The organism is Pseudoalteromonas sp. NFXS39 (assembly GCF_040148775.1).
GTDB lineage: Bacteria > Pseudomonadota > Gammaproteobacteria > Enterobacterales > Alteromonadaceae > Pseudoalteromonas > Pseudoalteromonas apostichopi.
The window spans coordinates 140,325-162,947 of sequence record NZ_JAGDEC010000001.1 but is presented as its reverse complement, the minus strand read 5'-3'; the positions used below and the strand labels follow the sequence as shown (position 1 = coordinate 162,947).

General features: G+C 39.0%; 19 protein-coding genes. 9 read left to right on the top strand and 10 right to left on the bottom strand.

All coding sequences use genetic code 11. The features are described 5' to 3' along the window. The first annotated feature begins 114 nt into the window (after positions 1–114). Positions 115–891, top strand: coding sequence for a substrate-binding periplasmic protein (locus tag J3455_RS00700; RefSeq protein ID WP_239977856.1), 777 nt, complete (start codon positions 115–117; stop codon positions 889–891). Here the strand turns inward: J3455_RS00700 and J3455_RS00695 are convergent. Continuing rightward, positions 880–1,680 (bottom strand): acyl-CoA thioesterase, encoded by an 801-nt coding sequence (locus J3455_RS00695; protein WP_130052406.1) that lies wholly within the window; start codon positions 1,678–1,680, stop codon positions 880–882. The genes J3455_RS00700 and J3455_RS00695 overlap by 12 nt on opposite strands. A gap of 238 nt (positions 1,681–1,918) precedes the next feature. Here J3455_RS00695 and dnaK point away from each other — a divergent pair, with 238 nt between their 5' ends. Both dnaK and dnaJ read left to right on the top strand, forming a co-directional pair. After that, positions 1,919–3,841, top strand: a complete 1,923-nt coding sequence (gene dnaK, locus J3455_RS00690; RefSeq protein ID WP_130052405.1) for a molecular chaperone DnaK — start codon at positions 1,919–1,921, stop codon at positions 3,839–3,841. Positions 3,842–4,069: 228 nt separating this feature from the next. After that, a complete protein-coding gene (gene dnaJ, locus J3455_RS00685; RefSeq protein ID WP_130052404.1) occupies positions 4,070–5,209 on the top strand; it encodes a molecular chaperone DnaJ in 1,140 nt (379 codons plus the stop codon). A 60-nt stretch (positions 5,210–5,269) separates the two neighbouring features. Here the strand turns inward: dnaJ and J3455_RS00680 are convergent, their stop codons facing one another. From J3455_RS00680 to J3455_RS00670, 3 genes are all read right to left on the bottom strand, one after another. Further along, entirely contained in the window at positions 5,270–6,400 is a 1,131-nt protein-coding gene (locus J3455_RS00680) for an HlyD family secretion protein (RefSeq protein WP_130052403.1), read from the bottom strand. A gap of 3 nt (positions 6,401–6,403) precedes the next feature. Continuing rightward, positions 6,404–6,748: a DUF3302 domain-containing protein gene (locus tag J3455_RS00675; RefSeq protein ID WP_063703726.1), complete on the bottom strand. Its 345-nt coding sequence runs from the start codon at positions 6,746–6,748 to the stop codon at positions 6,404–6,406. Positions 6,749–6,825: 77 nt separating this feature from the next. Continuing rightward, a complete protein-coding gene (locus J3455_RS00670; protein ID WP_130052402.1) occupies positions 6,826–7,062 on the bottom strand; it encodes a hypothetical protein in 237 nt (78 codons plus the stop codon). Between the two features lie 149 nt (positions 7,063–7,211). Here J3455_RS00670 and ybaK point away from each other — a divergent pair, with 149 nt between their 5' ends. Then, a complete protein-coding gene (gene ybaK / locus J3455_RS00665; protein ID WP_349560755.1) occupies positions 7,212–7,673 on the top strand; it encodes a Cys-tRNA(Pro) deacylase in 462 nt (153 codons plus the stop codon). Here ybaK and J3455_RS00660 read toward each other — a convergent pair. The 3 genes from J3455_RS00660 to J3455_RS00650 form a co-directional block, all read right to left on the bottom strand. Continuing rightward, positions 7,670–8,926, bottom strand: coding sequence for a Y-family DNA polymerase (locus tag J3455_RS00660; protein ID WP_130052400.1), 1,257 nt, complete (start codon positions 8,924–8,926; stop codon positions 7,670–7,672). The genes ybaK and J3455_RS00660 overlap by 4 nt on opposite strands. Beyond that, the gene (locus tag J3455_RS00655) at positions 8,914–9,327 is read right to left on the bottom strand and encodes a LexA family protein (protein ID WP_130052399.1); all 414 of its coding nucleotides are present in this window, start codon (positions 9,325–9,327) and stop codon (positions 8,914–8,916) included. Before J3455_RS00655 ends, J3455_RS00660 begins: the two co-directional genes overlap by 13 nt. Before the next feature lie 63 nt (positions 9,328–9,390). After that, positions 9,391–9,825 carry a MarR family winged helix-turn-helix transcriptional regulator gene (locus J3455_RS00650; protein ID WP_349560754.1) on the bottom strand — a complete coding sequence of 145 codons (435 nt, stop codon included), beginning with the start codon at positions 9,823–9,825 and terminating at the stop codon, positions 9,391–9,393. Between the two features lie 112 nt (positions 9,826–9,937). Between J3455_RS00650 and J3455_RS00645 the strand changes: the two genes are divergently transcribed. The 5 genes from J3455_RS00645 (at position 9,938) to J3455_RS00625 (ending at position 15,520) form a co-directional block, all read left to right on the top strand. Next, complete coding sequence (locus J3455_RS00645) at positions 9,938–10,711, top strand: siderophore-interacting protein (RefSeq protein WP_130052397.1); 774 nt, start codon at positions 9,938–9,940, stop codon at positions 10,709–10,711. A 67-nt stretch (positions 10,712–10,778) separates the two neighbouring features. Beyond that, positions 10,779–11,774, top strand: a complete 996-nt coding sequence (locus tag J3455_RS00640; RefSeq protein ID WP_130052396.1) for an LLM class flavin-dependent oxidoreductase — start codon at positions 10,779–10,781, stop codon at positions 11,772–11,774. A 181-nt stretch (positions 11,775–11,955) separates the two neighbouring features. Next, the gene (locus tag J3455_RS00635) at positions 11,956–12,912 is read left to right on the top strand and encodes a patatin-like phospholipase family protein (RefSeq protein ID WP_130052395.1); all 957 of its coding nucleotides are present in this window, start codon (positions 11,956–11,958) and stop codon (positions 12,910–12,912) included. Positions 12,913–13,033: 121 nt separating this feature from the next. Next, positions 13,034–14,443 carry an alanine/glycine:cation symporter family protein gene (locus tag J3455_RS00630; protein WP_130052394.1) on the top strand — a complete coding sequence of 470 codons (1,410 nt, stop codon included), beginning with the start codon at positions 13,034–13,036 and terminating at the stop codon, positions 14,441–14,443. Between the two features lie 27 nt (positions 14,444–14,470). Then, entirely contained in the window at positions 14,471–15,520 is a 1,050-nt protein-coding gene (locus tag J3455_RS00625; protein ID WP_130052393.1) for a patatin-like phospholipase family protein, read from the top strand. A 19-nt stretch (positions 15,521–15,539) separates the two neighbouring features. Here J3455_RS00625 and J3455_RS00620 read toward each other — a convergent pair whose 3' ends face one another. The 3 genes from J3455_RS00620 to J3455_RS00610 form a co-directional block, all read right to left on the bottom strand. Beyond that, the gene (locus J3455_RS00620) at positions 15,540–17,099 is read right to left on the bottom strand and encodes a methyl-accepting chemotaxis protein (protein ID WP_167657295.1); all 1,560 of its coding nucleotides are present in this window, start codon (positions 17,097–17,099) and stop codon (positions 15,540–15,542) included. Positions 17,100–17,308: 209 nt separating this feature from the next. After that, on the bottom strand, positions 17,309–19,297 hold the full coding sequence (locus J3455_RS00615; RefSeq protein ID WP_349560752.1) for an ATP-binding protein: 1,989 nt from the start codon (positions 19,295–19,297) through the stop codon (positions 17,309–17,311). Next, positions 19,297–22,548: an AAA family ATPase gene (locus J3455_RS00610; RefSeq protein ID WP_349560751.1), complete on the bottom strand. Its 3,252-nt coding sequence runs from the start codon at positions 22,546–22,548 to the stop codon at positions 19,297–19,299. Before J3455_RS00610 ends, J3455_RS00615 begins: the two co-directional genes overlap by 1 nt. Positions 22,549–22,623 lie beyond the last annotated feature (75 nt).

The window sequence follows — 22,623 nt, the reverse complement described above, 5'->3', positions numbered from 1 at the left end:
TAGTTTAGTTTGCATCAAATAGTGTATAAATTCAAATGCACCTTTGTTCAATATAAGCTAATATTTGTACAAAGTGATTACGCTTTTTAATACAGTTAATTTTTAAGGTGAGCAGTGAAGCAATTATTTATCCTTTTAATGTTGTTTGTTAGTGTTAAAGGCGAGTGTTTATCAGAGCCAAATACGCAAAAGCCAATTATTGTTGCTGCAAGCTCCTCTTTACCTCCTTATGTTATTGAAGACACGAACAGCGGAATCCAACTCGAAATACTAAAAGCGGCTTTGAAATCTCAAGGTATTTCTAATATCGATATCCATTACATGTCGAATAAGCGTGCTGAGCAACAGCTAATGCATGGTAAGGTTGATATTGTACTTAACTTTCCTGATGCACTTACGACACGAGTCTATAAAAGTGACGAACTGCTGCGCTACCAAAATGTAGCGGTCAGCCTTGCTAATAAAGAGTTAAAAATTAACAGTATTTATGATTTAGCGGGAAAGAGTGTTTTGGCGTTTCAAAACGCAACCAATTTTATTGAAGCACCATTTAAATCGGTTACCAATATTTTACGCTCATACGAAGAAGTCGTTAATCAAGAAGCACAAGTTGATCACCTTATGAAAGGCTGGGTTGATGTTATTATTTTAGAGCGTCGAGTGTTTTTGTATTATTTTGAAAAATACAAACAAAGCGGTGAAGTAAAACCGTTTGTTGTGCATGCAATATTTAAAGAAGCACCAAGACCTGCGTATTTTCATAGTAAAACGTTAAAGAATGTCTTTAATTTAGGTCTTGATGAGATCATTGAGTCAGGCGAATATCAAGCTATTATTCGCCTTGATGGAACTGAATATGCCCAGCTTTTAAATTCTAAGTTACGCGAATAACGCAACGGTCTGGCGACTGAGAGCGATAAGTTTGCCATCTTCACTCCAAATACAGCCATCTTCTAGACCGTAGCCATCTTTACTATGATGTGTAATTGCTTCATAGCCAAGCCACCCGTTATGGGCAATGGCAGGTTCTTCTACAAATTCAATGTACCATGACATGCTACTCGCCGGTGCTGGTTGCTTATACATTTGCAACAGGGTGGGTGGCCATGCATCTGCTAACGCGATTATATGTGCCTCTTGCATCTGTTCTGGTATGTGCTTAAATTTCATCCAACCGCCTAAGTGAGACGTATCTGAGTTAGTAAATGGCATATTGCCTTGTTGTAAGCAAAGGGAAATATGTTGGAAGAAAGCTGGCATCTGCCCTTCTAAATATGGAAGAACAAATTGCTCATTAACAGGAGTTAGTTGCATTGTTTTTGTAACATCAACCTTAACTCCTGATTGTCGTTGTGCGCCAAAACAGGCTTGAGTTATTACACAGACTTCACCACCCTGAATCACTTTTGCTAGTACTTGAGCGCTATTCTTTCCTTCACGTAATACGTCGACATCAATAGTAAAGTCAGTTTCGGCAAGAAGCGGTCCAACAAAATTAGTGCTTAATGAAAGTAGCCTACGAGAACTATCAATATGTTGACGAATTGCTTGGTAGAGTAGTGCTGCAGATAAGCCACCAAAGGCAGTTCTACCTTGGCACCAATTTTCTGGAAACTGCATCACTTTTGTGTTGTCTTTACCAAGCTCTGTTGCCATTGCGAGCAATTGTTCAAAATGCATAATTTTCCTTGTTATTTATCATACTTATTTTCTTATAGCATAGCTAAGCTCATCAGACCAGTTTGTTTGATTTTAAGAATGTATCTGAAAACTTATTTTTTTGAGGAAAAAATGTCCATTTAGAAAATATTTCAAAAAAAAGTATATTTTTTTCATTTTTACAGTTGAATTCAGTTTCCTGCACCCCTATTTACTAGTCATCGAACGTTTTAACGAATTTTGAAGTTGGAGAAGATTCATGGGTAGAATTATTGGAATCGATTTAGGTACTACTAACTCTTGTGTAGCAGTACTAGACGGTGATAAAGCACGTGTTATTGAAAACGCGGAAGGCGATCGCACAACACCATCGATCATTGCTTATACGCAAGACGGTGAAACATTAGTTGGTCAACCTGCAAAACGCCAAGCAGTAACGAACCCAACTAACACATTATTTGCAATCAAGCGTCTAATTGGTCGTCGTTTTGAAGACGAAGAAGTACAACGCGATATCGGTATCATGCCTTTTAAAATTGTAAAAGCTGATAACGGTGATGCATGGGTTGAAGCACGTGGCGAAAAACGTGCTGCACCACAAATTTCAGCAGAAGTGCTGAAAAAAATGAAGAAAACAGCAGAAGACTTCCTAGGTGAAGCGGTTACTGAGGCAGTAATCACAGTTCCTGCATACTTCAATGACTCACAACGTCAAGCTACTAAAGATGCTGGTCGTATCGCAGGTCTTGAAGTTAAACGTATCATCAATGAGCCAACAGCCGCTGCACTTGCATACGGTATGGACAAAAACAAAGGTGAAAACGTTGTTGCAGTATATGACTTAGGTGGTGGTACTTTCGATATCTCTATCATCGAAATCGACGAAGTTGAAGGTGAGCACACGTTTGAAGTTCTTGCAACTAATGGTGACACTCACTTAGGTGGTGAAGACTTTGATAACCGTGTTATCAACTACTTAGTTGAAGAGTTTAAGAAAGATCAAGGCATCGATCTTAAAAATGACCCACTTGCAATGCAACGTGTTAAAGAAGCTGCTGAAAAAGCGAAGATTGAACTTTCTTCTGCACAGCAAACAGAAGTTAACTTACCGTACGTGACTGCTGACGCAACTGGTCCTAAGCACATGAATGTTAAAGTTACTCGTGCAAAACTTGAGTCACTTGTTGAAGACTTAGTAACTAAGTCAATCGAGCCACTTAAGCGTGCACTAGCTGATGCTGATTTATCAGTAAGCGACGTAAATGACATCATCCTTGTTGGTGGTCAAACACGTATGCCTTTAGTACAAAAAACAGTTGCTGAGTTCTTTGGTAAAGAACCTCGTAAAGATGTTAACCCAGATGAAGCAGTTGCAGTAGGTGCAGCGATTCAAGGTGGTGTTCTAGCTGGTGACGTTAAAGACGTACTACTACTTGACGTATCTCCGTTATCACTAGGTATCGAGACTATGGGTCAAGTAATGACAGCATTAATTGAGAAAAACACGACGATTCCTACTAAGAAATCACAAGTTTTCTCAACAGCTGAAGACAATCAATCAGCGGTAACGATTCACGTACTACAAGGTGAGCGTAAGCGTGCAAGCGACAATAAATCTCTAGGTCAATTTAACCTAGAAGGTATTCGCCCAGCACAACGTGGTACACCTCAAATCGAAGTAACATTCGACGTAGATGCGGACGGTATCTTACATGTATCGGCTAAAGACAAAGATACAGGTAAAGAGCAGAAGATCACAATCCAAGCTTCTTCAGGTTTAAGCGATGAAGAAGTAGAAAAAATGGTTCGTGACGCTGAAGCGCACGCTGAAGAAGATAAGAAATTCGAAGAGCTAGTAGCGACTCGTAACCAAGCAGATGCAATGGTTCATGGCACACGCAAGCAAATCGAAGAAGCGGGTGATGCATTACCAGCAGAAGATAAAGAAGCAATTGAAGCTGCGCTTACTGAGCTAGAAGCTTCGATTAAGAGTGATAACAAAGAAGAGATTGAAGCGAAAACTCAAGCTCTAGCTGAAAAATCACAAAAGCTAATGGAAATTGCACAAGCTAAAGCACAGCAGCAACAAGGCGGTGCGGATGCTGGTGCACAGCAATCTTCTGCAAAACAAGACGACGATGTTGTTGATGCAGAGTTCGAAGAAGTGAAAGACGACAAGTAATTGCTTGTTTCGCTTCTGCCTAACGCAATAATGGCTGCTTTGTTTAGCCAATTAAGTTAGGATGAAATGATTGAGGCGCGCCAGCGATTTCGCTTGACGCGCCTTTTGCATGTATATAAACGGTAAATTGATAAGAGACCAATCTGCTTAGATTTAACTTAACACGATTGGTATGAATCGATTTATCTTACGCAGTGTAGCTGCAGTAAAAAGAGTAGTGTGATAGATATGTCAAAAAGCGATTATTATGAAGTTCTCGGCGTGAGCAAAGATGCCAGCGAACGAGACATAAAAAAAGCGTATAAGCGCTTAGCGATGAAATATCATCCAGACCGTACAGCAGGCGATAAAGACCTTGAAACTAAATTTAAGGAAGTAAAAGATGCCTACGAAGTACTGACTGATCCGCAAAAACGTCAGATGTATGACCAATACGGCCATGCAGCCTTTGAACAAGGTGGCGGCGGCCATGGCGGTGGCTTCGGCGGCGGTCAGGGTGATTTTGGCGATATTTTCGGTGATGTGTTTGGAGATATCTTTGGTGGCGGCGGTGGTCGTCGTCAATCTCGTCAACAACGTGGTTCAGACTTACGTTACAATATGGATTTAAGTCTTGAAGAAGCGGTTCGTGGTAAAGACGTTGAGATTAAAGTTCCAACATGGGTAAGCTGTAAGCCGTGTGATGGCAGTGGTGCAAAAGCAGGTTCTAAACCAAAAACGTGTACTACTTGTCATGGTGCAGGGCAAGTACAAATGCGCCAAGGTTTCTTCGCGGTTCAGCAAACCTGTCCTACGTGTCAAGGTACGGGTCAAATTATTTCTGATCCTTGTGACAGCTGTCATGGTCAAGGTCGTGTAGAAAAAACTAAGACCTTATCAGTGAAAATTCCAGCTGGTGTTGATACCGGTGATCGTATTCGTTTATCTGGCGAAGGTGAAGCGGGTATGCATGGTGCGCCTGCAGGTGATTTATACGTACAAGTGTCTGTGCGCGAACACCCTATTTTCCAACGTGACGGTAATAACCTGTATTGTGAAGTACCTATTGGCTTCACAACAGCTGCACTTGGTGGCGAAATTGAAGTGCCAACACTAGATGGTCGCGCAAAGCTGAAGATTCCATCAGAAAGCCAAACGGGCAAAATGTTCCGTATGCGTGGCAAAGGTGTGAAGTCGGTTCGCAGTGGCGCACAAGGTGATTTGATCTGTAAAGTAGTTATTGAAACACCGGTGAATTTAAACGAACGTCAACGTGAGTTACTTGAAGAGCTTGAGCAAAGCATGGGTAAAGATGGTTCTAAAAACCGTCCAAAAGAAAAAGGTTTCTTTGACGGTGTAAAGAAATTCTTCGATGACCTAACTAAGTAACTTTAGTTAGATAGTAAGAAGGCGCTAATTAGCGCCTTTTTTTATTGGTAATTGCCTACTTTAGTGATCTAAGAATAGGTAGTTTTGCCAACTTTTCATTCTGATCAACACTTTACGCATCACTGAGACATGTTCGAAGTGTTCAGAATAAACAGCTACCTCAGTGCTTGTTCCTTGTGGAAGATGGTACTGGCTCATATCATCTGTAATTTTTAAGGTGACAATAGCGCGGCCTTGACGGGCAAAAAACTCACTGCCCATAAGTGTGCCTTGTGCTTGTACTTGTCCCTCACCAATAGCGGGTAACACATCGATTACTTCGCCCGCAAATGTTTTACCAGGAATTGCTTTAAAGATAAAATCAGCTTTATAGCCTGGTTCAAGTCTTAATAGCGAATTTTGTCTAAACGCAGCTACATAAACAGTGTCTTCTTTGTGCACAAAAGTCATTACCGGCCGTAGTGGCATAGGGACCGCAATCATCCCAGGACGTAATGTAAGTTGTGTAACATAGCCATCGGTTGGTGCATGTACGCGGGTGCTATCTAAGTTAAATTGTGCTTGCTCTAAATTAGCGCGAGCAGCAGCGATTTTGGTTTGTTCGCCGTTTATTTCTGATTCAAATGCCAGCTTCTGACGTAATTCTTCTGCTTGTGCTGCTTCATAACTTGCCTTTGCTGCTAAGTATACACCTAATTTATTATCAACTTGGCCTTTTGAGTAAGCACCGCTTTTTGCGCCTTTTTCATAGCGCTCGTATTCTTTCTTGCTGCGGTCATATTCAGCTTTAGCCATCAGAGCACTTGCTTGCGCTGATTTATAGGCCGCTTCCAAACCAAGAACTGACTGCTTTGCATCTTGTAAAGCCGCAATTGCTTGATTTAGTTTTGCTCGATACAAGGTGTCGTCTAGACGAAATAGTAAGTCACCTTTCTTAACTGGCTGATTTGGCTTCACTGCAACTTCTTCTACCGTGCCACGTACATTTGGCACAATCGGCGTTGTGACATAGGCACTGCTAGCCATATTTGAATGTGGGTGGTTATAGTTCATTAAAAGAATTAAAGCGCCAATCAGCACCACACCACCGAGTACTGCTGTGGGTACGGTCCATTTATTAAGCGGGATCTTAAAAACTTTAAATATGCCTATGCACAATGCGGTATATGTGAGTATTAATAACAAATCCATATTTTATTTCTCTTTATTATTCGATTGAGCATTAACCTGTGCTTGTAGTGCTGCGACTGTGGCTGTCAGACTAGCCACCTTCTCAGCTAAGTCTTCTTGTTCCTTTTGAATCTGGTTGAAGCCCCAACCGCGGTCATCACGCCATAATGTGGCCCAAACCCATAAAAATGGCCACAATACATGCAGTGTAAATAGGCTAACCCAGCCTGCATAATGGATAGCATCTTGATGAGGGTGATTACGTTTTTTCGCAATTTCGTAGGGAATATCGTGGATAGCGATTACACCATAAAATATTACAACCGTCACAAACACGAGCATGACTAGCGCAAAGTAGTCTAAAAACATGTACTTTCCTTTGTTTAACTTATAATCAATTTAATAATACGTGAAATTTATCTAATTCCTAGTCGGTATTTTCAGATTTAGTTAAGCACAACGTAGTAGTCTGTATCGGCAAGACAGCGACATAAAGTCACATCTTCTGAAAATGTTGTGCTTTGTATTTTACCTTTTTCTAAGCCAAGCGTATGGCATTTGCTTTGACAATTCATGTAGGCATTCCATGCGAGGTATTCGTTGCACACAAAATTAACTGCATACAAAAGGGTGAGTATGATGAATAATTGCTTGGCTAGATACAGCCCTGTGCGTCTAGACATACTTGTTACCTTGCCCAGGATTCATTATTCAAGTGTAGTTCAATTAGAGCCATTAAGTGCTTTTTGAAGTCGTTTTTCTATTGCCTTATGTTCCTTTTTCACGATATGTTTTATAATTTACAGAAAATTAATCAGTTATAGGAAAATCAATGACGCCGGCTATAAACTTATTAAAAAAGAAAGGCATTAGTTTTGATGTGCTCAGCTATCAGCATGAGCCTTCACAACAACAGTTTGGCCTTGAAGCGGTTGAAAAATTGAATCTTCCTGCTGAGCAAGTATTTAAAACCTTAGTATTCGAAGATACAGAACATCAACTCTTAGTTGCTATTGTCCCTGTTAGTCAGCAAGTTAATTTGAAAATGTTGGCAAAGGCTGCGTGCGTTAAAAAAGTGCAAATGGCTCCACAACAGAAAGTCGAAAATACGACTGGTTATATTTTAGGTGGTGTAAGCCCACTTGGTCAGAAAAAACGTCTTGTGACCTATGTTCATGAATCTGCACAAGAATTTGATGTTATGTATGTGTCGGCTGGTAAACGTGGTTTAGAAATTGCCCTGTCTCCGCAGGATCTTTGCAGTTTACTTAATGCTAAATTTGCTAATTTTTAGCAATGTATTTTTGGTAGGTTATGCCACCGAGTTGTGTAGTGAGGCGATAGATACTCACGCTTCATATGCCAACGAGTTGTGGGTGTTTGGCTGGCTATCGCAAGCGTACCAACCCCATAACGAGCATTGATGTTATCAAGGCACTGCATCAGTTTAGGGTTATCTATAGGTGCTTGAAATAAATCTGGTTGCTGAAACATTTGACTTGATAACTCAAGTGCACCCACACCACATTTGTAAAATTGCACACCAGGCTTATAGAGGTGTTTAAATATCTCGCTGATGGCATTCGCAAACACGCAGCTATCAGCTGTGGCGACACTGAACTCATAAATATAAGATTTTTTATAATAGTCGTCTTGATGAGGCGAGCTGGCGACAAACAGTAATAAGCGTTTAGTTTGTGAGCCTTGCGTACGCAGCTTTCTTGCCACAATAGTGCCGTGATTGATCAGTGCAGTTTTTAGCGCTGTGGCATCAGTGATACGTTCCCCAAAACTGCGGGTCGAGAAAATCTCTTTTTTGTCTTGGCGCACTTCATCCCACGCTAAACAACTTTTACCACGTAACTCGTTCACTGTTCGCTCTAGGACTATACTGAATAAACGTTTCATTTTTCGTGGCTCTTGCTCAGCTAAATCAAAAGCCGTATTTATATTTATTGCTTTAAGCTTTTTAGCTAAGCGTCTGCCAACTCCCCATACATCTTGTACATCCATCGCTTTTAAAATGGCTAACCGTGAAGGTTCCGAATCAATCACTGCAACGCCATCAAAGCCGGGTAGCTTTTTCGCTGCATGATTAGCCGCCTTAGCAAGGGTTGCTGTTGGGCCAAATCCAACACCGACTGGCAGCTTTGTTTCGCGCCACACGGTACGACGAATATCATGGCCATAACTATGCCAATCGTGAACAAAGCTGGTGAAACCTGTAAAGTTTAAAAATGACTCATCTATAGAGTATATATGTTGGTTATCGCAAAAGCGGCCAATTACATTCATCATCCGCTCGCTTAAATCGGCGTACAGCTCATAGTTAGATGAGCGGATCACTACTTGGTTATCTTCGAGTATTTTCTTTACTTGAAAATAAGGCTGAAACTTTGGAATAGCCAGCTTTCGTGCGATTGGACACACGGCACAAATACAGCCATCGTTATTGGTCAGTACAACGACAGGTTTACTGCGAATTGCTGGATCAAACACTTTTTCTGCGCTGGCATAAAAAGCTACGGCATCGACTAAGGCGTACATGATAATAACTCTTTACTACTGCGATGTAAGCGAATAGAGCGAGTGACCACGCCTTCTAGTTGAAATTCATCAGATTGACGTAGTTGCACTGCAGGGTATTTGGGCGATGCTGATAATAACTGTGCATTGTGTTTATCTAACAGTTTACAGACAAATAAACCATTTAGATTTGCCACAATTACATCGCCATTTTTAACGTCTTCGGCGCGATCAACCAGTAATAAGTCGCCATCAAAAATCCCCACACCTTGCATTGATTCGCCAGAAGCAATACCAATAAATGTTGCATCAGGGTGCTTAATCAATAGTTGATCTAATGATAAGCCTAGCTCTTTGTATTGTGCTGCCGGTGATTCAAAACCACACACGCCAGCTTCGATATAAATAGGAATAACACGCATAACAAAACCACTATACTGTATGTTTGTACAGTATAGTGGTTTGTGGTTATCTTGCCAATAAGATCACGGGGTGTTGTTATTGATATTTTCGATCATGGTTGTGGCAATAGCGATAAAATTACGTACTTGTTTATCAGTTAAACCTTGGCAAAGTTTAGCATCGACCTCTTGCTCTGCAACTTCTAAGCGCGAGAACAGGGCGTTACCTTGATCAGTAAACGATAAAATTAAACAGCGCTTGTCATTTTCGTCGGCACATTTATAGACCAGTTCAAGCTTTATAAGCTCTTTTACTAAGCGTGCTATTTGTGCTTTATCACGGCCTGTTTTGGCGACAATATCATTCGCGGTACAGTGCTGTGTTTGGGCAATAATATGTAAGCAGCGTACATGCAATGCGTTAAGACCAAGCTCGTTGGCGTTAATTGCTTCTCGTACGGTGACACGATAACTTTGTGCCAGTGTAAATAAAGCAGAAGAAAGAGAAGTTTGTGACATGGCTTACCTAAATTATGCTAGTTGGCATTAGTTGACATAATCAACTAAAAGCGTATAGTTGACTATATCAACTATTGGGGCGTTGTGCAATTTAACCAGCTAGGAGACCAACATGGCTAGAAAAGTTCGTCGTGCAACTGTATTAAGTACTACGCGTATTTCCCCGCATCTACAAAGAATTGTCGTTGGATCAGATGAGTTTGCCGATTTCCCGCAAGACGCAAAAGGTGCGTACGTAAAAGTACTGCTACCTCACTCGGGTGAATCTAAGGTTGAACTTGATCTACAAGCTAAGCGTCCTGCATTAATGCGCTCTTATACTATTCGCAATATTCATCCTGTTAACGGTGCAATTACCCTCGACTTTGTAGTTAACCAGCACATAGGCGTGGCAAGCAACTGGGCACAAAATGCGGTAGTAGGCGACGAGGTAGGTATTGCAGGACCTGGGCCTAAAAAACTCACCGACTTAACTCAAACACATTATCTAATGTTGGCTGATTTAACTTCAGTGAATGCAATAAATGGCTATTTACAAGTATTACCGAAAGACGCAATTGTTGATGTCATTATTCACGTTGCAGATAAAGCCGATATCATCGAGCTTGAGCAAATTAAAGCTAACACTCAGCACAGCATTAAATGGCTAGTTACAAAAAAGCCTGAAACAGAACTACTCGATCAAGTAATACGATTTTGTGCAGGATATAACACACAACCTATGGTATTTATGGCATTGGAAGCAAGCTTAGTAAAATCTGTGCGCCGCTTAATAACAAACCGCTTTGCTGTTGATCATGAGCATATTGTTGCATCAGCATATTGGAAGCGAGGTATTGATGCCGATGGCCTAAAGGTGGAAAAACAGCAACAAAGTCGTGCTTAATTAGCATTTGAAAAATAGTCATTCGCTCTCATTTACTAAATATAATGAGTTTAATTTTGGAGAGCGAATGTCTGACCTTACCAACACGCCTTTTTCATTGCTTGAGTTGAGCCCAATGAAAGAGCACGAAACAGTTTCGCAAACATTAGCTAATAGCGTTACTTATGCACAAACAGCTGACAGACTTGGCTTTAATCGGTTTTGGATGGCAGAGCACCATAATATGCGCGGTATTGTTTGCGCTGCAACCTCAGTACTGATTGGTCACATAGCAGGTAAAACCCAGAATATTCGCGTAGGTGCGGGTGGGGTGATGTTACCTAATCATCCACCGCTGGTGGTTGCTGAACAATTTGGTACTCTTGAAAGTTTATATCCCGGTCGAATTGATTTAGGGCTTGGCCGTGCTCCAGGCAGCGACCCAATTACCAGCCGTGCCTTGCGCCGAGACGAACAACGCGCTGAACACTTTAATGATGAAGTAACTGAGCTTCAAGGTTTGCTTGGCCCATACAAAGGTGATTCACCAGTACGTGCAATCCCAGGTGAAGACACGAATGTGCCTATCTGGTTACTTGGCTCAAGCCTTTATAGTGCACAATTAGCTGCTAAAAAAGGCTTACCATATGCATTTGCAGGACATTTTGCCCCGCGTTTTGTTGAAGATGCTATTGCATTATATCGCAGAGAGTTTCAACCATCCGAAGTGTTAGATAAGCCATACGTAATGCTGGGCTTACCTGTTGTAGCCGCTGACACAGATGAACAAGCACGATTTTTATCAACAACCGCGAAACAGCGCATTTTAGCACTTATGCGTGGTAAGCCGCTTTGGCTTAAAGAACCTGTAAAAAGCATGGATGGTTTATGGACAGCGCAAGAAAAAATGCAAGTAGAAAACTTTTTAGGACTTTCTGTCGTTGGTGATCAAGCGAGCGTTAAGCATAAGCTGAGTATGATTAAACAGACGCTACAGGTTGATGAGTTTATTTTTACTAATGACCTGTATGATTTGAGTGACAGACAACATGCGCTAGAAATTTTAGCAGACATCATGAACTAATACAGTCAAACGAATGATGAAAACATGATGCGTATAACGATTTATTATACGCATAAATTGGACTCTGACACTCATGCAATAAACGGTTTTATAGATTGAAACAATTTAATTATTCCGTTTTAAGGATTGAAATTAACTTTATACAATACATTTATAAACTATTACCCTAGGAAGGTGCACCGTGAAATCTCAAACAATTGCCGCAGTAGAACCCCAATCAAAAACAGCATTAATCGCTGAGGGTGGTGGGCAACGAGGGATTTTTACAGCAGGTGTGCTCGATGCATGGTTAGAAAACAATTACGATCCATTCGATTTATTCATTGGCACATCGGCAGGCTCACAAAATTTAACGAGTTATTTAGCGCGTCAAAAAGGCTATGCAAAACGTTTGATCAGAGGGCTTTCTCGTCATAAACGTTTTTTCCAACTTGGCCGTGGGCTGTTTGGTAAAAGCATTGTCGATCTTGATTGGTATTTTGATAAAACCAAAGAAGTAAACCGTGCCCTTGATTTTAAAACAGCAACGCAAAGCCTAGGCAATCGCGAACTATTGATCACAACTACTAATGCGGCTGACCGTAAACCTTATTACTTGAGCCCAAATGGTGAAGATATGCAATGGTTGGCACTGTTAAAAGCATCAAGCGCATTACCGTTTTTATATAAAGATGGGGTTAACTTAACTCCTTGGCTGACAACTAAAGCTGCGAACGATGCAATTATTCAGAGCTCTAATACTGATTTAGTTCATGATATGTATCTAGATGGTGGTTTAGCAGCTCCATTACCAGTCAAAGAAGCCTATAACCGGGGAGCCCGAGATATTGTGGTTATCCGCACTGTGGATGAAAACTTTCAAGTTCAGTCAGAGTGGATGAATAAGATAAAATCGATAGTACGTGTATCGGGTTATTGTCCTAAAACAATCGATTATTTAGTACAGCACGAACAAGCTTATCAAGATGAACTTGATTTTATTGCCAATCCTCCAAGTGATGCGCGGATCACGCAAATTTTTGCAGGCGATAAACTACGCAGTAAGCTACTTGGTAGTACAGACTATGATCTACGCTACGATCACAAATTGGGATTAGCGGCGGGTCGTGAATTTTTACAGCAACAACTGCTAAATTAGTCGGGCGTAAGTTCGGTTAATTAATCACATTGCCTACTTGAGATATTTGTAAATAGAGTTAAAGTGGTTAGCTATTCACTTTTTGTGATTTGTTATTCTATAAGAAAAATAAAGGCTTGCCATGTTTAACACTTTGGTATCGACAATCAATGGTCTTCTCTGGGGAGAAGGCCAAATTCTTATCTATATTCTTCTGTTTGCCGGAATCTGGTTTTCGGTGCGACTTAAAGCGATTCAATTGGTTAAATTTAGCCATATGTTTAGCCTATTAAAGACGAGTAGCAGCACAGATAAAAACTCAATCAGCTCGTTTCAAGCCTTATGTACTGGTCTTTCAGCCCGTGTTGGTACAGGTAACCTTGCTGGGGTTGCCGTTGCTATTTCATTAGGTGGCAGCGGAGCAATATTTTGGATGTGGGTGATTGCCATTTTGGGAATGGCCACAGGCTTTGCCGAAAGCGTACTTGGGCAAGTGTACAAAGTAAGAGATGCTAATGGCGAATTTAGGGGCGGGCCAGCTTATTATATTCAACAAGGGTTAGGTAGTAGGGCGCTTGCGGTGAGTTTTGCCTTTTGCCTGTTTCTTGGGTATGGCTTTACGTTCAGTGCTATGCAGACTAATACAATTACTGATGCTCTCAATTACGCATTTGAAATTCCAACATTGTATTCAGGTATTGTGATCACAATACTAGCAGGCTCAATTATTTTAGGTGGTTTTAAAGCGATCGCCCGCTTTGCTGAGCGAATTGTGCCAGTAATGGGCATTTTATTTGTGCTAGCCGCTATCATTATCACCTTGCTTAATATTGGTAAAGTGCCCGAGATGATTGAAGATATCTTACTTTCAGCCTTTGGCTTACAAGAAGCTGGAGCCGGGGCTATGGGCGCAGCAATAAAAAATGGCATTCAGCGTGGACTATACTCTAATGAAGCTGGCGCTGGTAGTGTACCGCATGCATCAGGCTGCGCATCGCCAGTTCCGAATCATCCAGTCACTCAAGGCTATATTCAAATGCTTGGGGTGTTTTTTGACACCATTGTATTGTGTAGTTGTACTGCGGTAATTATTCTACTGGCTGATATTGATATAAGCGGCGAAATGGAAGGAATACGCTTAACTCAATCTGCAATGACGGCGCATATGGCTGCTGGTGGCATTTACTTTGTAGCGGCTGCGATTTGTTTATTTGCGTTTACTTCTGTGGTTGCAAATTATGCCTATGCAGAAAGTAACCTACATTTATTTAAGCTTGATAATAAACTTGGCCGTGGCATTTACACATGTTTATATTTATCAATGATGATTTGGGGAGCTTCAGCGACTATTAAACAAGTGTGGGATCTGGCAGACATTGCTTTAGGTTTAATGACAGTGGTGAATGTAATCGCTATTATACGCTTAACGCCAACCATCTTATCTGTGACAAAAGACTATCATAGTCAACGTGAAGCAGGGCAAGAACCGAGCTTTGATTCTGAAAAAGTGCAGGTTCAAGGTCAAACAGAGCAAGGAATTTGGCGCAAATAATCTAAAACAATAACGAGCAAAGTAACCATGATAGATATTTACGCAGGGCCAAGTGCTGCAAAAGTTATTCAAGAGCAAGGCCTGTCTGCCGATTTGTTTAATACCTTTTTAGGGGCAAGCGGCGGGCCAAAGTGGTTTACTTTATTTGGTCTGGATAAATATCTATTTGGTGAATTTTTTAAAGACCGTAGCACACCTTTAAACTTATTAGGGTCAAGCGCTGGCGCGTTTAGATCTGCCTGTTTTGCACAAAACGATCCTGTTGCTGCTATATCAAGATTAGCAAAGTCATATTCTGAAACACGTTATTCATCCAATAAAGCAAAGCCTGAAGAAATAACAACAAAAGCCCGAGAGTTGTTACGCTATGTGTTTGCCGAAAAAGGCATTCAAGAAATTATTAATAACCCAATTTTTAAAGCCCACTTTATAGTTGCAAAATCGAATGGATTTACAGCATCAGAAAACAAAGTAATGCAATTAATGGGTTTATCAAAAAGCTACTTACTAAACAGAATGAATAGACGTTTTTTAAGTAAGCAATACGAGCGTTATGTGTTTCAGCCTGCTGATAGTAAGTTATCATTTTCAGATAACAATACTTTTAATACCCATACTATAGAGTTAAACGAAGATAACTTGCCGGATGCTTTACTTGCTTCAGGCTCTATTCCATTAGTAATGCAAGGCATTAAAAATATAACAGGAACACCGCCTGGTATGTATCGCGATGGTGGTATCATCGATTATCACTTTGACTTAAATATACATAATGATGGGCTTATTCTATATCCACATTTTAATAGCAGCCCTAAAGCAGGGTGGTTTGACAAAAGCTTAAAGCGCGGTATAACCTCAAGTAACTATGATAAGGTGGTGATGATCACCCCATCAGCTGACTTTGTTGCTTCATTACCCTATGGCAAAATCCCTGATCGTAAGGATTTTACTGAGCTTGATGCAGATACACGGATAAAATATTGGCAGCAGGTATTCAAAGAAACCGAACGGCTAGCAGATGCTTTTGATGCAGTGTGTACTAAAACGCACACACCGAAAGTAAACCTTATCAATTAAAATAAAACATTGATAGCCGTTATTTAAACTGATTAATCAGCGCAGTCTGCTCAGTAACTTTACTGAGTAACGCTTCGCATAACTGCTGCGAAGTATGGCCAAGCTCAGTACATTTGTGAGCAAAATCTTGTGCTGCGGTTAGGTTTGTAGCAATAACCTGACTCGCAGTTAGTTGCTCATTCATAGCATGAGCTATAATACTATTGAGCTCACTTAATTTTATTGATTGTGCTTTTATGTGGTCCAAACTATCACCGCTTTGATGTGCAAGCTCTACACTTTTAGCTGACAAGTTTAGCCCGTCTTTCATGGCAACTTGGGCTTCCTTTGAAGCATGAGTAAGTTGATTCAATACATTGTTTATCTCTTCTGTTGATTGTTGAGTTCGTGAGGCCAGTGCACGTACTTCACCTGCAACAACCGCAAAACCTCGGCCATGATCACCCGCTCTGGCAGCTTCAATAGCCGCATTTAAGGCAAGTAAATTAGTTTGATCAGCAATAGCGTTTATTTCAGATAAAATTGCCACAATATGTTGGTTACCTTCTATTAAGTTTTCTAATTGGCTACTAGCTGTCTTAAGCTTTTTATCAAGCTCGCTGATTGAGTTTATGGTTTGCTTGACCGCAAGTGAGCCTTCTTCGGTTGCTTGATTAGACTCTTCGGCAGCTTGATTAGATTGTTTAGTACTTGAAGATAGTTCATTAATAGACGCGGTCATTTGTTCTGTTGCGACAACAATTTGAGAAACTTCATCCGTTTGTTTATTTAAAAGCTCAGTAACATTATGGCCGGACTCTGCACACTGCTGAGCATTTTGATTAACGCCCATGGTCACATCATTAACACGGCCAACGACAGCCTTTAATTTAGCTTGTTGCATCTCTAAAGCAAGATTTAAAAAACCAGAAAGATCATTGGTACCAGAATAGAGGTAAGCCATTAAAGGATTATCGTATACTTGTTTTGCTTTACTGATCAGCGCTAAGTATTTTTGACGCCAAAAATACATGAGCCCATTAGCTGATGCTAAGAGGAGTACAAGTAAACAGTTAAAAATATCGAATCTAGAACTAAATACGCCAGCCAACGAACCTAAAAAACTAATGAGTAATAGGGCACTTATGTAAAGAGTGGCATCGAACTTTGCCGCAGTAGCATGGGATTTTTGATTATCGTTTATTTTAGCGTATTCCGCTGTTGCTCTTTGTACAACATCATCACTTTGCTTGGTTCTTACAGATTGAAACTCAACAGTACGACCACTTTTATCTTTAATTGGTGTTACAAAGGCATTCACCCAATAGTAATTACCATTTTTACAACGATTTTTAACGGGCCCCATCCAAGATTGACCATTTTTAAGGTGTGTCCATAAATCAGCAAAAGCAAGTTTTGGCATGTCTGAGTGGCGAACGAGGTTATGAGGCTTACCCTCCATTTCATCAAGTGTATAGCCAGCTATCTTACAAAATTCATCATTGGCATAAGTAATAAAGCTTTGTAAATCTGTAGTCGATAAGAGGATGTCAGATTCAGAAAATTTAACTTCGGTATCGGTTTTAATTCTATGTTTCACGTCAAAATCATCCAAGTACAGCTTTGGTTTCAGAAAGTTAAATTAGCTTTTAACAAAACAACCTAAAATCAAAAAGAAAGTTAGTGCTAAATTAGCTACTAATGTTTATAAACAATTTAGCGATAAATTCATGAAAAAAAACTAGGAAAATTCCGGTTTTATGTTACAAAAGTTAATATTATTTAACTAAGAAAAGTTAGGAAGATGGGTTAAAAGTTGGCTAAAATTGTAAATTTAGTGCCATTTCCAACCTCAGAGTGACAGCTGATTGTACCTTTTAGCTTCTGAACGATAAGATTATAAACAATATTCATTCCAAGGCCACTACCGCCAGCCCCACGTTTAGTCGTGTAGAAAGGTTCAAATATCTTACTTTGTACTTCTTTAGTTATGCCTTTGCCATTATCTTGAAAATCAACTCTAAGTTTTGAGCCTTCAAGCTCTGCAGTAATCGTTATCTGACCTTCTTGTGTATCTTCAAAGCCATGTATTAAAGAATTTAAAATAAGATTGGTGAATATATGTGCGATAACACCAGGGTCAACCTTGATCACTAAGTCATCGCTACAATCAATTTGGATAGTATGATGACCCTTTTTAAGAGCAGGAGATAAACTGCTGACTAAATCGGTTAAATATTCTTTTAGATTGATTTCACGCTCTTCATCGTTACTCGTATCAACAGCGACTAGTTTAAAGTTAGCGACAAGTTCGGCAGCTCTATTTAAATTACGGTATACAATAGAACCTGCTTGGTTAATATTTGCAATACTAGAGACAAATTCTTTACGCGTGAGAGTTTGTGCTTCAAATGCAACGCGTAGCTGTTCTATTAATTCAAGCAGATTTGAAGAGGCTGTGACACTCACACCTAAAGGGGTATTAAGTTCATGGGCAACACCTGCAACTAAGCGACCTAGTGAAGCCATTTTTTCTGATTCGACTAAATGATTTTGCGTTTGTTTTAATTGCTTTAGTGATTTTTCTAAATCATTAGTTCGGGCAACAACCTCTTCTTCCATTTGGCTATAAAGGACTGAATTTTCGATTGAGATTGCCATTTGACCAATCAATAAATTAAGCATATCTAGATGGTTTTGGCCAAAGGCATCAGTTGTGAGTTCATTCTCTAAATAGACAATGCTGTTGATTCGATTCTTGTAGATAAGTGGTAAGCATAAAATAGATTTTGGTTGATGCTTCTCAATGTAAGGGTCGTTGGTGAAAACCGAATCGACAGACACATTACCAATTAAAGCCATACTTTGTGTTCGAATCACATACCGGATAACACTGGCAGGTATATCAGTAGATTTAGAGTAAGGTAAAGGTTCAAACTGGAAATTTGGCTCATTCAAAATACCAATATTTTCTACCCACCATTTTGAATTTTTCTTAAGTAACAAAGCAACTTTTGAGGCACCAGAAAACTCCATAACAATGGCAATTAATTTATTCATTAACTTATCTATAACCATTTCTTCTGAAAGTACATTAGCTGCCTGCATCATGGAATTAAGCGCAATTGAACTAGTCGACACTTCTATCGATGAATTACTGGTTAAAACAGGTATCTCATCGTTTGGTAATGATGAGTTTGCCGCCTTAACATTGACTGATAAATGATTATAAATAGTCTGAGAAATTTGCTGATGGTGCATGACATATTCAAGTTTACTTTGCTTCACTAGGTAATTTGCGAGTAACTCATTTGCTAATGCCTCAATCAGTTTGTAATCGGCAGCTTTAGCAAGCTCGATTGCTTGATGGTAAAGATCAAATACCTCATAGAAAGGTTGGTTATTCAAACTTGCTAATTCAGCCTCTATCAATTTTACCTTATGAAGGAAGTTATCTTCACAAGAGTCACTCCAAGTTTTCAAGCGTTCAAACATGTGCTTAAACATGTCCTGATATTTACTAGAATCTAAATAAGTTTCTGGTTTAGCGAGCAGAATTAAACATGAATAAAAATAGGCTTCAGGTGTTTTTATTTGTCCTGGCACACCCATTGGGATGATATGAATATGCTCTATAATTGCTAGAGCTTCGTCATATAGGCCAATTAAATAGAGCGCTCTGATTTTTGCATAGTAATACCAAGCTTGAATAATCGGTGAGTCTTTGGCATAAAGTTGGTGCTCCTGTTCATTAAAAACATCACAGTTAAAGCTATTATGGCTATCACATTTATCCATTAAGTGCAGTAATGGTACATATGCGCCAGGTATAAAAAAGCTTTTAGTTGATTCTTCATTTTTTTCTTTAAAAAACTTAAGTACTTATTGGCCTCAGTTAAAACATCAGTGAAGGGCAGGCCTTCTATTATTAAGTTTGAAATAATATTAACTGCTGCATAGCTAGCGTATGTCCAATCACCAGCCTGACAACTGAATTGATAGCTTTGCCGAAAACTTTTGGTAGAAAAGGAAAGGTGATTACTCCAATGACAAATCGTTAAGCCGTACATAAAGTACACTTTGCCGCGTAACGCTAGGTTTGGGTAGTTATCAGCGATTTTTAGTGCAACTTTGCCAAATTCATCCGCTTTTTTGAATTCATTTAGCCTATTAACACAAACAAAACCATAAAGAATATAAGCAAAGGCAGATTGTTCACACCTACCATGCTCAAGGCAAAGGCTACACATTTTTACTGATGCCCATTGAACAACATCCTCATCTGATAATAAATATGCGGTGATCCAAAGGCTGGTCAGAATATCGAGTAATAATAAAATTTGTTCATCTTCTAAGTCATTAGAATCATAGAGACTATCAATAGAGTGCTGTGCAAGGTATGTATCTATTAGCATGATTTCGTTAACGATTTGAGCATCTAAATTCTCTAACTCAGAAGGCGGGGTTAAATTTAATACTTTTAACGCTAGATATTGTGTATCTAGTGCTTCTTGATAGAGTCCTTGTTGGTGGAAATCATCCATTTTCACCAGCAGCACGCGCGCATGATCTAAATCTGTATGTTTGTATTTTAATAATAGACTATAAAATTCATCGGATTCATTATATTTATTTAAAATACAATTAACTTTACATAACAACAGTAAGGTCTCAAACGTTACACTATAGTTAACTTTAAAATGCTCTATCTTTAATAACCTCTTAGCAAAGCTAAGATAATTATAAGAGGAGCTATAAGCCGCCGAGTCAAACGCTTTTTTTGCGGCTAAATAATTAATTTCAATAACTTGCTTTATTTCAAGAGGGTTACATATAAGCTCTATTGCTTTATTAAATTGGTTTGCTAGATCAAATAAGCTTTTATCTAGAATGTTATTGTTAAGTGCATACTGATAAAGCAGTCTGGCAATATTAATATGAACTTGCTGACGCTCATTTTCAGGGATGAGTGAGTAGGCGGCTTGCTGCACACGGTCATGTAAAAATTTTAATTGCACATTTTCATTAACGGTAACTTGTGAAGGAATGACATGTGAAATAGATTGCGGAGTTAATATAAGTTCTCTATCAATAGCAGGGATCAAATTATTAATTATCTGCTTGGCTGTGTATTGATTATCAGAAAGCGCTACCAACATATTAGTGTCGAATGTATTACTAACACTTGCAGCATACTTAAGTAAATCACAGGCTTGATCTGGTAGCTCATTAATTTTACCTGCCATAAAATCAACAACATTATCGGTGATGTTTTCTGCCAAAATAGTTTCTTTATCCCAGCACCAACAATCTTTTTCTAGGTTGTGATATAGCAGACCTTTCTCATACAACTCTGTCGTAAATTGTAAAACAAAAAAGGGGTTTCCTAATGTTTTCTTGAATATGAGTTCACTTAAAGGAAGACATTCTATTTCAGGGGTATTTATTGTATCACTGATTAGAGTATTTATTACATCTTGTGGTAAGTTATTCAAAAAAGCCTGGTTTACAGGTACATTTTTATCTTTAATTTCGGTAATAAATTTAGTGAATGGGTGTTGATAATCAACCTCATTATCTCGAAATGCTTGTATTATTAATAAATGATGTAATTGTAAATTATCAAATAAAGATGCTAATAACTCTAAAGATGCTAAGTCAGCCCATTGCATATCATCTAAAAATAAAATGAAAGGGCGGTCTCTACTGCAAATGGCAGTCATAAAGCTTAGAAATAAACTGTGTAACAGACTTTTATCTATATTTTTTTTCGGTATATCTATATCTTTAATTTTCAGAATTAGGTTTAAGTCAGAGATTATGTTACACAAATATACTGCTTTATCAGTGAGGTGGTTGTTAAAAATATCACGCCAAAGAATTAATTCATCATTAGGTTCTGTTAAAATGTAACGACAAAATTTATTTAAGGCATCAGTGATGGCAGAATAAGGGATATTTCTCTGATACTGGTCATACTTACCAGAACTAAAATATCCATATTCTCCAGTCATTGGTTTATAGACTTCTTTCACCAGAGCAGACTTTCCGACACCAGAATAACCAGATACTAAAAATATTTCACAACTACCTTGGGCGACACGCTCAAAAGACTGCAATAAATCACCTATTTCTTTTTTACGACCATATAACTTCTGCGGAATATTAAATTGCTCTGATGCTGAGAAGTTTACATTTGGTAATTCAAAATTAGTGAGTGATGGATCATTCTCAAACCGAGCTGAAATTAGTTGCAAATCTTTTGCTAACCCCCAAGCTGATTGATAACGATCTTCTGCATTTTTTTGAAGTAGCTTACTAATAACATCAGCAATAACTTTTGGAATGTTTGTATTAATTTTATTAACTGGCACAACTTTTTTAGCTATATGACAGTGCACAAGTGCTAGTTGATCCTGTTCACTAAAAGGAGGTTTACTAGTTAGCATTTCATAAAAACTGGCGCCTAAAGAATAAAGATCACTGCGGCAATCTATTTTTCGATTAATACGCCCGGTTTGTTCTGGTGATAAATAAGCGAGGGTACCCTCTAAAACTGCCGGGCTAGTTAAGTTTTGTGAAGACTTCGAAAGAGAGGTCGCAATATGTAAACCAAATAATTTAAAGCTAAATAAATCATCACTAATCAAAATGTGATGGGGGTTAATATCTTTATGAATTAATTTTTTAGAGTGCAAATAATTGACCGTTTCTGAGAGCTTAACAGCTAATGGCAGAAAATCATTTACCGAAATAGTCGCTTTTTGTAAAAGTTTAGAAAGAAGCTTGGCAGGAAAATATTCATAAATGATGGCTGTACAGTCATCTTCGTTAATGAAATTAATAGGTTTTAAAATATTAGGATGGTCTAATTTATCTGAAAATGCATGCTCAAGTAAAAGCTTGTTTATTGTATCTTTGTCTCTACTTACTTCTTTTAGTGACTTTATAAGGACCAAGTCACCATTTTTTAGTGACTTAGCGCTATGAAGTAAGAAGTAACCACTATTGTCGATACAATCAACTAAACTATATCCTGGAATCGGCAAGAGAACTCCTTACTAAAAAAGATACAAGCTACTATATAGCTACTACTAATTTAGTATAGTCAAAACTTACCTATC

Excerpts from the sequence above, each read along its gene's own strand:
- J3455_RS00615 (WP_349560752.1), bottom strand. The coding sequence starts at position 19,297 with ATGGATAAATGTGATAGCCATAATAGCTTTAACTGTGATGTTTTTAAT.
- J3455_RS00645 (WP_130052397.1), top strand. The coding sequence starts at position 9,938 with ATGGCTAGAAAAGTTCGTCGTGCAACTGTATTAAGTACTACGCGTATT.
- J3455_RS00625 (WP_130052393.1), top strand. The coding sequence starts at position 14,471 with ATGATAGATATTTACGCAGGGCCAAGTGCTGCAAAAGTTATTCAAGAG.
- dnaK (WP_130052405.1), top strand. The coding sequence starts at position 1,919 with ATGGGTAGAATTATTGGAATCGATTTAGGTACTACTAACTCTTGTGTA.
- J3455_RS00670 (WP_130052402.1), bottom strand. The coding sequence starts at position 7,062 with ATGTCTAGACGCACAGGGCTGTATCTAGCCAAGCAATTATTCATCATA.
- ybaK (WP_349560755.1), top strand. The coding sequence starts at position 7,212 with ATGACGCCGGCTATAAACTTATTAAAAAAGAAAGGCATTAGTTTTGAT.
- J3455_RS00680 (WP_130052403.1), bottom strand. The coding sequence starts at position 6,400 with ATGGATTTGTTATTAATACTCACATATACCGCATTGTGCATAGGCATA.
- J3455_RS00650 (WP_349560754.1), bottom strand. The coding sequence starts at position 9,825 with ATGTCACAAACTTCTCTTTCTTCTGCTTTATTTACACTGGCACAAAGT.
- dnaJ (WP_130052404.1), top strand. The coding sequence starts at position 4,070 with ATGTCAAAAAGCGATTATTATGAAGTTCTCGGCGTGAGCAAAGATGCC.
- J3455_RS00655 (WP_130052399.1), bottom strand. The coding sequence starts at position 9,327 with ATGCGTGTTATTCCTATTTATATCGAAGCTGGCGTGTGTGGTTTTGAA.
- J3455_RS00675 (WP_063703726.1), bottom strand. The coding sequence starts at position 6,748 with ATGTTTTTAGACTACTTTGCGCTAGTCATGCTCGTGTTTGTGACGGTT.
- J3455_RS00640 (WP_130052396.1), top strand. The coding sequence starts at position 10,779 with ATGTCTGACCTTACCAACACGCCTTTTTCATTGCTTGAGTTGAGCCCA.
- J3455_RS00630 (WP_130052394.1), top strand. The coding sequence starts at position 13,034 with ATGTTTAACACTTTGGTATCGACAATCAATGGTCTTCTCTGGGGAGAA.
- J3455_RS00660 (WP_130052400.1), bottom strand. The coding sequence starts at position 8,926 with ATGTACGCCTTAGTCGATGCCGTAGCTTTTTATGCCAGCGCAGAAAAA.
- J3455_RS00695 (WP_130052406.1), bottom strand. The coding sequence starts at position 1,680 with ATGCATTTTGAACAATTGCTCGCAATGGCAACAGAGCTTGGTAAAGAC.